The organism is Hoeflea algicola, assembly GCF_026619415.1.
Lineage (GTDB): Bacteria > Pseudomonadota > Alphaproteobacteria > Rhizobiales > Rhizobiaceae > Hoeflea > Hoeflea algicola.
Genome location: NZ_JAOVZR010000003.1, coordinates 163,767 through 176,382, shown reverse-complemented (window position 1 = coordinate 176,382; position 12,616 = coordinate 163,767). Strand labels below are relative to the sequence as shown.

The 12,616-nt window shown below is 57.2% G+C and carries 12 protein-coding genes and 1 pseudogene; 5 read left to right on the top strand and 8 right to left on the bottom strand.

The features are described from left to right. Nucleotides 1-37: 37 nt before the first annotated feature. The 4 genes from OEG84_RS24640 to OEG84_RS24625 all read left to right on the top strand — a co-directional run bounded on the left by OEG84_RS24640 (nt 38) and on the right by OEG84_RS24625 (nt 3,655). The gene (locus tag OEG84_RS24640; RefSeq protein WP_267656533.1) at nt 38-523 is read left to right on the top strand and encodes a cupredoxin domain-containing protein; all 486 of its coding nucleotides are present in this window, start codon (nt 38-40) and stop codon (nt 521-523) included. Nucleotides 524-560: 37 nt separating this feature from the next. Beyond that, complete coding sequence (locus tag OEG84_RS24635; protein ID WP_267656532.1) at nt 561-845, top strand: copper-binding protein; 285 nt, start codon at nt 561-563, stop codon at nt 843-845. Between the two features lie 199 nt (nt 846-1,044). Next, entirely contained in the window at nt 1,045-2,349 is a 1,305-nt protein-coding gene (locus tag OEG84_RS24630) for a multicopper oxidase family protein (RefSeq protein WP_267656530.1), read from the top strand. 235 nt (nt 2,350-2,584) lie between these two features. Next, nucleotides 2,585-3,655 (top strand): type II glyceraldehyde-3-phosphate dehydrogenase, encoded by a 1,071-nt coding sequence (locus OEG84_RS24625; RefSeq protein WP_267656528.1) that lies wholly within the window; start codon nt 2,585-2,587, stop codon nt 3,653-3,655. Between the two features lie 225 nt (nt 3,656-3,880). On the opposite strand, the gene OEG84_RS24620 is transcribed toward OEG84_RS24625, so the two are convergent. From OEG84_RS24620 to OEG84_RS24585, 8 genes and pseudogenes are all read right to left on the bottom strand, one after another. Further along, nucleotides 3,881-4,573 (bottom strand): DUF6629 family protein, encoded by a 693-nt coding sequence (locus OEG84_RS24620; RefSeq protein ID WP_267656527.1) that lies wholly within the window; start codon nt 4,571-4,573, stop codon nt 3,881-3,883. Between the two features lie 72 nt (nt 4,574-4,645). Then, nucleotides 4,646-5,335, bottom strand: coding sequence for a CBS domain-containing protein (locus tag OEG84_RS24615; RefSeq protein ID WP_267656526.1), 690 nt, complete (start codon nt 5,333-5,335; stop codon nt 4,646-4,648). A 141-nt stretch (nt 5,336-5,476) separates the two neighbouring features. After that, a complete protein-coding gene (gene arcC / locus OEG84_RS24610) occupies nt 5,477-6,382 on the bottom strand; it encodes a carbamate kinase (protein ID WP_267656525.1) in 906 nt (301 codons plus the stop codon). A gap of 2 nt (nt 6,383-6,384) precedes the next feature. Beyond that, nucleotides 6,385-7,386, bottom strand: coding sequence for an ornithine carbamoyltransferase (gene argF, locus OEG84_RS24605; RefSeq protein ID WP_267656523.1), 1,002 nt, complete (start codon nt 7,384-7,386; stop codon nt 6,385-6,387). 20 nt (nt 7,387-7,406) lie between these two features. Then, nucleotides 7,407-8,636: an arginine deiminase gene (locus OEG84_RS24600; protein WP_267656522.1), complete on the bottom strand. Its 1,230-nt coding sequence runs from the start codon at nt 8,634-8,636 to the stop codon at nt 7,407-7,409. Between the two features lie 19 nt (nt 8,637-8,655). Further along, on the bottom strand, nt 8,656-10,101 hold the full coding sequence (locus tag OEG84_RS24595; RefSeq protein ID WP_267656520.1) for a YfcC family protein: 1,446 nt from the start codon (nt 10,099-10,101) through the stop codon (nt 8,656-8,658). Nucleotides 10,102-10,135: 34 nt separating this feature from the next. Beyond that, nucleotides 10,136-10,771: pseudogene (locus OEG84_RS24590) on the bottom strand (methyltransferase family protein); the annotation flags it as partial. Further along, complete coding sequence (locus OEG84_RS24585) at nt 10,768-11,022, bottom strand: DUF2933 domain-containing protein (protein ID WP_035532526.1); 255 nt, start codon at nt 11,020-11,022, stop codon at nt 10,768-10,770. The gene OEG84_RS24585 and the pseudogene OEG84_RS24590, both read right to left, overlap by 4 nt. A gap of 547 nt (nt 11,023-11,569) precedes the next feature. Between OEG84_RS24585 and OEG84_RS24580 the strand changes: the two genes are divergently transcribed. After that, a complete protein-coding gene (locus tag OEG84_RS24580) occupies nt 11,570-12,463 on the top strand; it encodes a DUF3991 and toprim domain-containing protein (protein ID WP_267656518.1) in 894 nt (297 codons plus the stop codon). Nucleotides 12,464-12,616 lie beyond the last annotated feature (153 nt).

Here is a 12,616-nt window from a genome sequence, read left to right as displayed (position 1 = left end):
CTTCAACCCAAAGAGTTCACAACAACGAACGAGACACATGAAAAAGCTTTCAATCGCACTCGCAGGTTTTCTGGCCATGACCGGGCTGGCGGCCGCCAGTGGCACCCATTCCGGAGGACATGACGACAGCATGATGGCCATCGGCAATCCGGGCAAGGCATCCGAGGTTGGACGCACAATCGAAGTGATCATGAAGGAAACCGACGACGGCGAAATGATTTTCGAGCCCAAGGAAATCAACGTCAAGAAGGGCGAGACCATCCGCTTTATGGTGATGAACAAGGGCGAACTGGAGCATGAGTTCGTGCTCGACAATCATGAGGGCGTGATGGAGCACAAGGAAATGATGGAGCGGATGCCAGAAATGGAGCATGACGATCCCAATTCCGTGCGTCTCGATCCGGGCATGGACGGCGAAGTGATCTGGAGCTTTGCGAACGCCGGACCCTTCGAGTTCGCCTGCCTGATCCCCGGCCACTACGATTCCGGCATGAAGGGTATGCTCACCGTTACCGGCCATTGATCTAACGAACGGAACACGACAAAATAGAGGTACAAAAATGCGAAAACTTACAACACTCATGATTGCTGCCATGATTGCCGTTACCGGCAGCGCTGCAGCTTTTGCAACCGAATACACCAAAGGCACCGTCAAGAAAATCGACATGAAGGCCGGCAAGGTCACCATCATTCATGAGGAACTGACCAATCTCGATATGCCTGCCATGACCATGGTGTTTCGCACCGCCGACCCGGCCATGCTGGAGAAAATCAAGGAAGGCGACGCAATCGAATTCGTCGCCGACCGGGTGAAGGGCAAACTGACCGTCGTTGAGCTGAAATAACGGCCAAAAAGCTAGTTGCGGGGAGTTGGCGCTTCCCGCAACTCCTTATCTGCGGTCGTGCTGTTAACAACCATGTTCGGTCAATTGGGATAAAAGATCTCACATGAAAATCTCCCGTCGTCGCTTGCTCGCCGGTTTCTCTTGCGGTGTTTTGACCTCTCAACTGCCGAGCCTGTCACTCGCGGAGTCTGAGGATGGTATGTTTGATCTCGTTGCCGGACCATCCAGGCAGCGGCTTTACCTGCCCGATGCGCCTTCATCGGAGCTGTGGACCTACAACGGTTACGCACCCGGGCCGGAAATCCGGGTGAAAAAGGGCGAGCGTGTCCAGGTTCGCTTTACCAACAAGCTTGAGGAACCGACATCTGTCCACTGGCACGGCATTCGAATTGAGAATTCCATGGACGGCGTTTCGGGGCTCACCCAGGAACCGGTCGAGCCCGGCGATACATTTGTGTATGACTTTGTTGCTCCCGATGCAGGCACCTTCTGGTACCACGCCCATAACAAAAGCTGGAACCAGGTCGCGCGCGGCCTTTATGGACCACTTATTGTTGATGAGGTTGAGCCCGTTTTCGAGCGTTCAAACGACATTACGCTTGTTCTTGATGATTGGCGGCTGGCGGGCGAAGGTGTGCTGGACGTTGCGAGCCTTGGATCGATGATGGAATGGGCGCATGGTGGGCGGCTGGGCAACTGGCTGACCGTGAACGGCCAGAGCCGTCCGGTGACTGACCTTGTCCGCGGCCAGACCTATCGCCTCCGGCTCATCAATGCGGCCAATGCACGTGTCTTCGAAATTGATCCAAACCGTTTCGGCGCAACCCTCATCGGCTTTGATGGCCAATCATTCACCGAGCCTGCCAAGCTTGATTATGCGCCTCTCATGCTGGGGCCAGCCCAGCGCGTGGATTTGATGGTCGTGGCCAAAAGTGATTTCACCATTGAGGAAGTCTCGGGGGACACGCCTTACCCTATCGCGGGGTTCTCGGTCAGTGATTCTGAGACCACGGAAGCGTCGAGATCCGACAAAAAGCTGCAGCCCAATGTTCTGCCCTCAGCTGACCTCGCCAAGGCCCGACGCATCCGCCTGCAAATGACAGGCGGTGCGATGGGAGGCATGATTGACATCATCTACAAGGGAAAAAAGCTTCAGGGAGATGATTTCCGCACCGCAAGACAGGCCTGGGCCTTTAACGGAGTGGCCAATCTCGCCGAGGAACCGTTTTTCGAGGCCCGGCAGGGCGAAACCATTCTTGTTGAAACCGTAAACCGGACCGCCTGGGTTCATGCCATGCATGTCCATGGTCATCATTTCCAGATTCTCAACAGATCCGGATCTGATGTCGATGAGGGCAAACCATGGCGGGATACGTTTCTGATCGGGCCAGATCAGACGACCGAGATAGCATTCGTGGCAGACAATCCCGGCAAATGGCTGTTCCATTGTCATATGCTCGAACATGCGGCGGCCGGCATGAACACTTGGTTTCAGGTAACCTGATCCGAACTCTGCCGTTTCGGAGAAGGCAGTGCCGTTGGTCTTTGTCTTCTTCGCTTACCGCTGGTTCAATCACACGTTGGCGAGATGGACGAAGATCCGCTTCAACAACGAACTAGGTCCTGTCGTTCTTGGTTGTAATGGGGCAACAACGCGAGCGTCTGTAGTTTTGACCGCTATCCAAATGTGCGGATAGCCGCGTATTTAGACCACAACTAGAACCCAACGGAGAAACATCATGGCCACATCAACCAAAACACGTGTCGCCGTCAATGGATATGGGGTCATCGGCAAACGTGTTGCCGAAGCCGTGACGCGTCAGGATGACATGATATTGGCGGGTGTGTGCGATGTCACCACCGACTGGCGCCTGCATATAGCCGCAGAACGGGGCTATCGCCTGTTCGGTGCCACTCCCGACAGCGCGGCGGCCATGCGCACGGCTGGACTGGCCATCCGGGGCGGACTTGACGACCTCCTGGCGGTATCGGATATCATAGTTGATTGTACACCCAAGAAAATCGCGGCGCAAAATATCACGACCTATCGGCGGCAAGGCGTCAAGTTCATCCTTCAGGGTGGCGAAAAGCACGAGGTAACGGGGCATTCTTTCGTGGCGGAAGCCAATTTTGCCAGCGCGGTAGGGCGCGATGCCACACGCGTGGTCTCGTGCAATACAACCTCGATGGTGCGCACGCTCACCGCCCTCAAGCAGGCAGGGTTGCTCCGCAAGGCGCGCGGCACACTCCTGCGCCGCGCGACCGATCCCTGGGAAAGCCATTTGGGCGGCATCATGAACACTCTGGTGCCCGAGCCAAACATACCAAGTCACCAAGGGCCGGACGCGCAAAGCGTCGATCCGGAGCTTGACGTTGTGACCATGGCGGTCAAGGTGCCTGAGACCTTGGGCCATCTACACTACTGGTCGGTCGAACTCACCAGGCCGGTCGGCAAGGACGACATCCTAGACGCCTTCAGGACCTCCTCGCGCATCGCGCTTATCCGAATGGATTCCGGCCTTTCTGCACTCAACGCCGTCAAGGAGTGGATTGCCGACCTTGGACGGCCGCATGGTGACCTCTATGAAGTGGCGTTGTGGGAGGACATGCTCACGGTGCAGGGCAATGAGCTGTTCTATGCGTATATGGTTGACAATCAGGCGATTGTCATTCCCGAAACGATTGACGCCATCCGTGCGCTTACGGGAATGGAGAAAAACGCGTCGGCATCGATTGAAAAAACCAACAAAGCCTTGGGAATCGGCATATCTCCGACAGGGCGCGGTGCGGGAGGAAATGCACACCTATAGCGATGGCAGTGGCCTCGGTATTTTCGCCGGGAACACCGCGTTGTTTGGATTGCTACAGCGCTTTGGAGGCCCTCTACCCAATGCTTGAGGCAGTGGGGTGACATTTTCAAGCCATGCTTTGACTTGCGATGCAGGAACTGACGGTTTTTTGTCGAAGACTTGCCAATTTTGAATATGCATTGGTCGAAGAAAGTCGCCAGAAACTTGTAGCGGCGACGTCCATGTTCAAACTCTTCCAAAGAGCTCCGGACATTCGCGCGCGCATTTGTTGGTTAGGATAATGTAGACAAGATGCAGTGTAGCCAATCCTGCCAGCAGGCAGAAGAACGAGATGTAAGCGAATTGCAGGAACGCAAAATCGACAACAACAACCGCTATCAGTGTCAGCGCAAAGTGGCGCACATGCTTGTAGTGCGACAGAGCCGGTGGCAAAATGATCAGGGTCACGTATATCGTGTTGGTTAGCCAGCGCGGCATCATGAAGTCGAGCCACATCGACTTTTCATAGGCTAGGGACTGGTTGTTGATTTCGACCACGACCATGCTGCTGTTCAGCCCGTGGGGGATATAGAGCAAGAGGCCAAAGCCCAGCCCGATCAGAGACATGATTAGAAACATGCGCTTGCGGGGGCTATAGTTCGGTTCCAGAGCATAGACTGAAAAGGGAATCCAGACCGGCCACATGAACCATGTGAAAAAGATGAACCCCATCGCGCCCCATAGGACTGTGAACGGATCGTCTCCAGTCATGCCCAACCAAACACTTCCCTCCATAAACTGCTGCAATCCGGCAAAAAGCGGCATCAAGGCGATCGGAAAATATCGTTTATTGCGGCGCCAGGCGACGACGGAAATTGCTGTGCCTCCCCCGACAAGAAAGACGCTGGCGGCAAAGCTTACCGGAGCGGACAGACACATCAAATGGCCTTTCTGAGTGAAATTGTTACCCGACTAAAGCCCGTGCAAGCCGGCGATCTCAAATCAGCGTACTTAAATGCCCCAAGCATAATTGGGAAGCCGCCCAATATTGACGGAAACTTCTCCTAAACCCTCGATGTTGGCCAAAGCAACTCTGACTGCGGCCTCTTCGGCGTCTGATGCGGCAATACCCCAAACATCTACACGTCCACCTTCGACCACCACATTCAGTTGGGCAATGCTCAGCCTCGGCGCTTCGGCTAGCGCGCCCAATATTATATCGCGTTTTTCCTGATCATCAGAACTGGACTCAAATCTGATCACCGGTACTGCCGCCATTGCGTGCAACAGGTTTGCCCGACTTACGATACCGACCAGTTCACCATCATCCAAGACTGGAACCCGCTTAAAATGCTTTTTCTCCAGTAGTCTCGCGATCTCTCCAACCGGCATATCGGAAGGTATGGTCACTACATTTGTGGTCATAATATCTTTGGCACGGCGACCATGAAGGGCAACATATTCAGATGCCTCCAAGTCCGGGTTGGCAAAAACGGATAGCCACCAGGATCTGTGCTTTTCGACGGCACCTTCGACCTTTAGCATCAGATCGCCCTCACTGACCAGCCCTACGACCCTACCTTTTTCAACGATGGGAACTGCACTGATGTGATGCTTCATCATCAGGGCAGCGATCTGTTCCACGGACGTATCTCGCTCGGCGGTAATTACTTTGTTTGTCATAATATCATGCGCTTGCATATCGTCTTCCTTTTCATGCTGCGGTCACTATCGCCTACATCCCGCCTGTATGGGCGGCGTTTCCGTGTTGTAATATTGGTGTCATCTCGCATGAAGTCTCCCTGTTCGCAGCTGGATTGCATCATGCGGAGGGCCATAGCGTCATAGGGCAATTCGTGTTCCCGCACCTCCGTTGAGCAATTGGACTGCGTCTTGCAATCGTCCAATGGCGGCGATTTTTTTGCCTGTAACAAAACCGGCCGCGGCCGAGAGTTTGGGCGCCATGGACCCAGCCGGTGCATCGAGAAGTCGCGCTTCATCCGGTGTAACAACCGGAATAGCGCGTGCGGTATCCGTGCCGAAGTCGCGGTATACCGCATCGACATCGGTCAAGAGCAGTAGGGCATCTGCACCAAGCGATGTTGCAAGAAGAGCACTGGACGCATCTTTGTCTACCACTGCCTCGACGCCCATCAGGCTTCCGTCGGCCCGACGCAGCACCGGGATGCCGCCGCCGCCGGTGCAGATGACAATGACGCCTGCCTCCAATAGAAGCTGGATGACTCGCGTATCCGGGATTTCGAGTGGCTTGGGTGACGCGACGACGCGCCGCCACCGATCACCGTCTGGCGCAATTGCCCAGCCGCCGGCCTTTGCCAACGCCTCAGCCTGCATTTGTTCGTATACCGGCCCCACAAACTTGGTTGGTTTGCCAAAAGCCGGGTCATCGCCATCCACAATCACCTGCGTCAACAAAGTTGCCACTGGCCTGTCATGATTCAGAGCGTTTTCCAGTTCCTGTTCGATCAGATAGCCGATCATCCCAGCAGTTTCTGCCCCCAGAACGTCCAGTGGATAGGCTTCGTCGGGCTTGTAGGCCGCACCCTGCAAAGCCAGCAATCCAACCTGCGGGCCGTTGCCATGGGTGATGACCAACCGGTGTCCGGCGCGCACGATACCGGCCAGCGCCAGAGCGGCGGTTGCCACATTGGTACGCTGCATGTCCGCAGTCAACGGCTCGCCCCGGCGTAAAAGGGCATTGCCCCCCAAAGCTGCGACAACCAGCATCTCTAGCTCCCCAATGTGGCGACGAGAACGGCCTTAATCGTGTGCATCCGGTTCTCAGCTTGGTCAAAGACAATCGATGCGGAGCTCTCAAACACTTCGTCCGTCACCTCCATCGCAGAGATGCCGAATTTTGCCTCGATGTCCTTGCCGACAGCGGTTTCGGTGTTGTGGAACGCAGGCAGGCAATGCATGAATTTGGCGCGCGGATTGCCGGTCTTCTGCATCACGTCGGCGTTGACCTGATAGGGCATCAGCAACTCAATCCGCTCGGCCCATTTTTCCTTGGCCTCGCCCATGGACAGCCAGACATCGGTATAGACAAAATCGACGCCCAGGACGGCCTTGTCCACATCATCGGTGAGTGTGATCCGAGCGCCGGTCTCAGAGGCAATAGCCTGCGCTTCCGCTTGGATCTCTTTTGTGGGCCAGCAGGCCTTGGGCGCACAAAGCCGCACATCCATACCCATCTTGGCCCCACCAATAAGCAGACTGTCGCCCATGTTGTTCTTTGCGTCACCCAGAAACGCGTAGGATATTTCGCGCATCGGCTTGTCACTGTGTTCCGACATGGTCAGAAAATCAGCCAGGATCTGCGTTGGGTGAAATTCGTCCGTAAGGCCATTGTAAACCGGTACACCTGAAAACTCGGCCAGCTGCTCGACGATCTGCTGACCGAAACCTCGATATTCGATGGCATCATAGACCCGGCCCAGCACGCGGGCGGTGTCCTTGACGCTTTCCTTGTGGCCGATATGGCTGCCTGATGGTCCGAGATAGGTGACCGTCGCGCCCTGATCATGCGCCGCGACTTCGAACCCGACACGAGTTCGGGTGCTGTCTTTCTCAAAAATCAAAGCAATTTCCTTGCCTTTCAAGCCCGGCTGCTCGGTGCCTGTATATTTAGCGGCCTTCAGGTCGGCGGCGAGTTTCAAGAGAAACCCGATCTCGGCGGGTTTGAAGTCACGCAAAGTCAGGAAACTGCGGTTCTTGAGATTAAAGCTCATTGTGTAATCCTTTCACGTGGTCATTCGGCATCACGGATGGTAGGGCAGCTCATGCAATGGCTGCCGCCCCGGCCCCGACCAAGTTCGGCGCCGGGGATCGCCAGAACCTCGATCCCGGCGGCCTTCAACGCTGCATTGGTATCGTCGTTGCGGTCATAGCCGACGACGACGCCTGGCCGCAGCGCCAGCACATTGTTGCCGTCGTTCCATTGTTCGCGCGAACGCTCGGCCTGGTCATGGCCGCCGGTGGGAACGACCGTCAGTTTCGGCAGGTGCAAGACCTCCGCAACCACCTCGAACAGAGGCCGGTCGTCACGCCGGAATTGAAGCGGCGCTTTGCTCTCGGTTGGACGCAGATCAAAACAGGTTATTTCGTCGGCAACCTCTTTGAAGCTTGTCACCACATCGCCCCCACACAGCGTGAACACCGTGTCCAGATGCATGGCGGAACGGCTCTTTGGCAACTGACAGGCAATCACACGCTCTGCTACGCCTTTGGCAAACAGCGCCGTGGCCAAAAGGCCGATGCCCTGTGGCGAGGATCGCTCACCCATGCCGATCAGCACAGTTCCATTGCCCACCGGCATCACGTCGCCGCCTTCGACGGTGGCAAGCCCGTGATCCACCGTCGGATCGCCCCAATGCACCGTGGTCTTGTCTGCAAATTTAGGGTGGAACCGGTAAACTGCAGCGGTCAGCAATGTTTCGGGCTTGCGTGCGGGCCAAAACATTGGGTTCAAAGACACGCCGCCATAGATCCAGGCGCTGTTGTCGCGGGTAAACAGAAAGTTGGGTAGCGGCGGCAGGATGAATCCATTCGGCCCCAGATAGCTGCCGAACAGACCGGACGGTTCGAACGGCAGGTCGCCAACTTCGAGCCCGCCGATCAGATGCTCGGCCAGCTTTGCGCCCGGCAACTCGTTCATCCAGGCCCGAAGTTCGTCCAGCATCCCGGTGCCAACATCATTAGTGCTGATCCGGTGGTCCAGCACCCAGGCCCGAGCTTCCGGAATATCCAGAACCTCGGCAAGCAAGACGTTCACATCCAGAACCTCGATGCCTTCGTTGCGCATTGTTGTTGAGAAGACATCGTGGTCCTTCTGCGCCTGCTTGACCCAGAAGACATCGTCAAACAGCAGCGATTGTGCATTCGAAGGCGTCAATCGGCGATGCGCAAGGCCGGGGCGGCAGACAATAACCTGCCGCAACCTGCCGGTTTCGGAATGGACGCCAAGAGCGTGGGTTGTCATGTTGGAAACTCCGATTATATCATAGGATTGCGGCGATGCTGAGCACGGCCGAGATAAAGATCGTCAGGATCAGCAGAAGCGGCCACACAAAAACAATCCAGCGGTCATAAGGAACGCGCCCGATAGCCAGCCCGCCGATGACCACGGCCGAGGTCGGCGTGATCAGGTTCACCAGGCCGCTGGCCGATTGATAGGCGGTGACCACCAGATCGCGGGAAACTCCGGCGAAGTCTGCAAGCGGCGCCATGATCGGCATCGACAGAACCGCGAGGCCCGACGAGGATGGGACCAGAAAGCTCATCGCGACCTCGATCCAGAACATCAGGTTGATGAAGGCCAGTTCCGGCAACCCACCTACGGTTTGCGCCGCACTGTTCAAAATCGTGTCGGCAATCAGGCCCTGTTCCATTATAACGACGATGCCGCGGGCTAGACCGATGATTAGTGCCACACCCAGAAGGTCGCGTGCGCCATCGACAAAGTTCGCGGTCAGGCGCTTCTCGCCCATCCGCGCAATCAGCCCAATTAGAATGGCCATGCCCAGGAATAGCGCACCCATCTGCGCCATCCACCAGCCTTGCGAGGAAACACCCCAGATCAACGCGACAAAAGTCGCCGCGAACAGGATCAGGATCACCGATTGCGTGCCGCTGAGCCGGTCCGCCTCGGTCTCATTACCGCCGGACAGAAAGGCCTGTTTGTTACCATCGGCCTGGGCTGCAACGACAGAACGGGCCGGATCAGCCTTCACCCGCATCGCGTAGCGCATGACATAGGCCACACAGATCGCAAGCCCGCCGAGCAGCAATACCAAGCGCACGACCAGACCATCTGTAAATGCCACACCCGCCGCGTTCGACGCTATCACGGTGGCGAAGGGATTGATCGTGGACCCCAGCGTGCCGATCCCTGCGCCAATCAGGATGATCGAAACCCCGGTCAGCGCGTCGAACCCTGCAACCATCATTACCGGGATCAACAGCGCATAGAAGGCCAGCGTTTCCTCGGCCATGCCATAAGTGGTGCCGCCAAGTGCAAAGAGCGACATCAGGATCGGAATCATCCAGACCTCGCGCCCTGTCATTTTGCGCATTGCAGCCCTGATCCCGACATCAATTGATCCGGTGGCGTTTACGACTCCCAGAAAGCCACCCAGAAACAAAACGAATAGCGCCACATCGATGGCGTTGGCGGCATAGCTGCCCGGGTTGTAGAACCCTGCCGTCGGGGCGAGCAGGACATCAAAGAAGCCTTGAGGATTGGCCTCGACAGTTTTGTAGGTTCCTGCCACGGCGACTTCACGCCCCACGGCATCGTTCATCACTCTATCGTATTTGCCCGCGGGAATGATCCAAGTCAGCGCTGCTACCAATACGATGAGCAGGAACAAAATGGTGTAGGCTGTCGGGAAACGGGACGCGAGATTTCCGGACTGTTGTTCTGTCTTGGCTGGTTCGGTTACCATTGCTTTGTCCTCGTTTGTCAATGTGATTGTCTGGGCGTTGACCCCAGAGCCGGAAAAAGGCCGGGACGCGCCGGGCATAGTCCTCGAAGACCGTGCCAAACCGCTCGCGGGTTTCCTGCTCCTCCGTGCGGGCCAGGCGGGCGTACATCCAGATCAAGAAGGGATACATCGCCAGTGTCAGGAGCGTCGGCCACTGCACCAAGAATCCGGTCAAGACCAAGGCAAAGCCCGCATATTGTGGATGGCGCATGCGGGCATAAAGCCCAGTCGTGGCGAGTTCGCCTTTGCGCTGTGCCGCATACAGCACTGGCCATGCGGCGGAAATCAGCCAGAAGCCGCCGCCGATCAACACAAAACTGAGAAAATGGAACGGCCCGAAATGCGGATTTGCCTGCCAGCCGAACATCATCTCCGGCAGATGTCCTGCATCGTGTGAGAACCAGTCGACGCCAGGATAGCTGGTCTGCAACCAGCCCGACAGCAAATAAATGGTCAGAGGGAAGCCATACATTTCGGAGAACAACGCCACCAGGAAGGCGCTGAACGCACCAAAGCTGCGCCAGTCGCGGGTGGTCTGCGGCTTGAAGAAGCTGAAGGCAAAAATGATGAATATGGCAGCGTTGAGGAAGGCAAAGAACCATAGACCGTATGAGGAGGAGACATCGCTCATGACTTATCGCCACCGTGCTTGCCGCCATGCCCGCCTCCCCCGTGGCCGCCATGCATGAAGAAGTGCATCACGATAGAGCCAAGCAAAAAAGTGACAATCAGGCCATTACCCGTAAAGATATGGAGGCGGTGTTCAAAACCGAGCAGTACTGCCGCGATCGCCAGAAATACGATCAATGTAGCGCCTACGCGTGATTTCCAGAAGCTTGGCGCCGGCGCTGGTTTGTGCTTTGAATGGTCAGGGTCGGTCATCCCAAATTACCTCCCCATACAGACGATGCGCTCTGTTCATGCTCGAAATTCGTACTTCCGTGCGGGCAAGATGACCAACTATAGGCACTCGATTTCATCCTCAATTTCTCCATTTGCGTGGCACAACAAATCCGGTTCAACGGTTCCTGTATTAGATAGACGCCGACAGCAGCCGAACCTTACAGATAGTCCGACAGGCAAAGCCACGCGGTGACGGTGACCTGTTCTCTGAGATGTTCTCATCCTTTGGGTAGCCGGTACCTAAAGAAAGGAGTCAGGCAATGAAGCGATCACGGTTCACCGAAGAACAGTTCCTCGGCATGACGCGAAATGGAGGAGGAGGGCTGCCAACCTCCATGCCGCTTGCGTACGTCGGCCGGCAAGGGAAGCTGGCGCCGCGCCTGGCTGTATCTGACGATCCCGGCACAAATGCCGGCTTGCCAGCCGCGCCCTTGTCCTGCCTTGCTCTTCGCGGCCTCCGGGTCCCGCCCCCAAAACTGAGGGCACGGAAACCTGAACAGAGGACCGCACGAAACGCGGAGAGCGAATGGAAAAAGCTGAACTTGAAGAGCTGAGGGACAAGGTGGCATGCGCGGCTGTGCTGGAAACCGCCGGCTTTGCCGTCGATCTGAAGGAGAGCACTCGAAAAGCGGTCAAGTACCGCCGCAGCGGCGACATCATCATCGTCATTCATGACGGCAAGGGCTGGTTCGATCCTCTGTCGGACGCCAAGGGTGACGTGTTCGGCCTTGTTGAACATCTCGACGGACTCCCGTTTGCCGCCGCCCTCTATGTCGTCGCCGATCTCATCGGCTTCACGCCGTCCGTGCCCGCCTGGACCCGTCATGCGAAGGAGCGGGCGCCGGACCAGACGGTCGCGGAACTCTGGCAGAACCGCCGCAAGCCGTGGCGTGGGTCGGCAACATGGCGCTATCTGCGCGACCAGCGCGGCATACCCGAACCGGTTCTAAGGCAAGCCATCGCCCTGGATATCCTTCGCGAAGGCCCGAGAGGCAGCATGTGGGCTGGTCATATCGACGAGGCCGGTCGCATCACCGGCTGGGAAGAACGGGGGCCCGATTGGCGTGGTTTTGCGACCGGCGGGGCCAAGGTCCTCTTTCGGCTTGGCCCCCCCGATGCGCAGCGGCTTTGCGTAACCGAGGCGGCGATCGACGCCATGAGCCTTGCGGCGATCGAACGTTCGTCGCCCGGAACGCTTTATCTCAGCACCGGCGGTGGCTGGTCGCCATCGACCGAAGCCGCCCTTCGCGGGCTTGCCGCCCGCCCGGACGTTCTCTTGGTCGCCGCCACCGACGCCAACAGCCAGGGCGAGACGTTTGCCGAACGTCTGCGGGGCCTCGCCGATGAGAAAGGCTGCAACTGGCAGCGCCTCAGACCGCCGACAGATGACTGGAACGCCAGTCTGAAAAAGAGGGGATGAGAAGAAGAGAGAGGAAGAAGGCGGCGTGCCGCATGCCCGCCGTCCGCCTCAAGGGTGAAGCTCCGCCCGGCTGAAGCCGGCCCTTGACCCGGCCGGACGGAGAGACGGCCGCGGAAAGGGGTCCGGAAGGGCTGAAGAAGATGGTGATGCCGA

Excerpts from the sequence above, each read along its gene's own strand:
- OEG84_RS24640 (WP_267656533.1), top strand. The coding sequence starts at position 38 with ATGAAAAAGCTTTCAATCGCACTCGCAGGTTTTCTGGCCATGACCGGG.
- OEG84_RS24635 (WP_267656532.1), top strand. The coding sequence starts at position 561 with ATGCGAAAACTTACAACACTCATGATTGCTGCCATGATTGCCGTTACC.
- OEG84_RS24630 (WP_267656530.1), top strand. The coding sequence starts at position 1,045 with ATGTTTGATCTCGTTGCCGGACCATCCAGGCAGCGGCTTTACCTGCCC.
- OEG84_RS24625 (WP_267656528.1), top strand. The coding sequence starts at position 2,585 with ATGGCCACATCAACCAAAACACGTGTCGCCGTCAATGGATATGGGGTC.
- OEG84_RS24620 (WP_267656527.1), bottom strand. The coding sequence starts at position 4,573 with ATGTGTCTGTCCGCTCCGGTAAGCTTTGCCGCCAGCGTCTTTCTTGTC.
- OEG84_RS24615 (WP_267656526.1), bottom strand. The coding sequence starts at position 5,335 with ATGCAAGCGCATGATATTATGACAAACAAAGTAATTACCGCCGAGCGA.
- arcC (WP_267656525.1), bottom strand. The coding sequence starts at position 6,382 with ATGCTGGTTGTCGCAGCTTTGGGGGGCAATGCCCTTTTACGCCGGGGC.
- argF (WP_267656523.1), bottom strand. The coding sequence starts at position 7,386 with ATGAGCTTTAATCTCAAGAACCGCAGTTTCCTGACTTTGCGTGACTTC.
- OEG84_RS24600 (WP_267656522.1), bottom strand. The coding sequence starts at position 8,636 with ATGACAACCCACGCTCTTGGCGTCCATTCCGAAACCGGCAGGTTGCGG.
- OEG84_RS24595 (WP_267656520.1), bottom strand. The coding sequence starts at position 10,101 with ATGGTAACCGAACCAGCCAAGACAGAACAACAGTCCGGAAATCTCGCG.
- OEG84_RS24585 (WP_035532526.1), bottom strand. The coding sequence starts at position 11,022 with ATGACCGACCCTGACCATTCAAAGCACAAACCAGCGCCGGCGCCAAGC.
- OEG84_RS24580 (WP_267656518.1), top strand. The coding sequence starts at position 11,570 with ATGGAAAAAGCTGAACTTGAAGAGCTGAGGGACAAGGTGGCATGCGCG.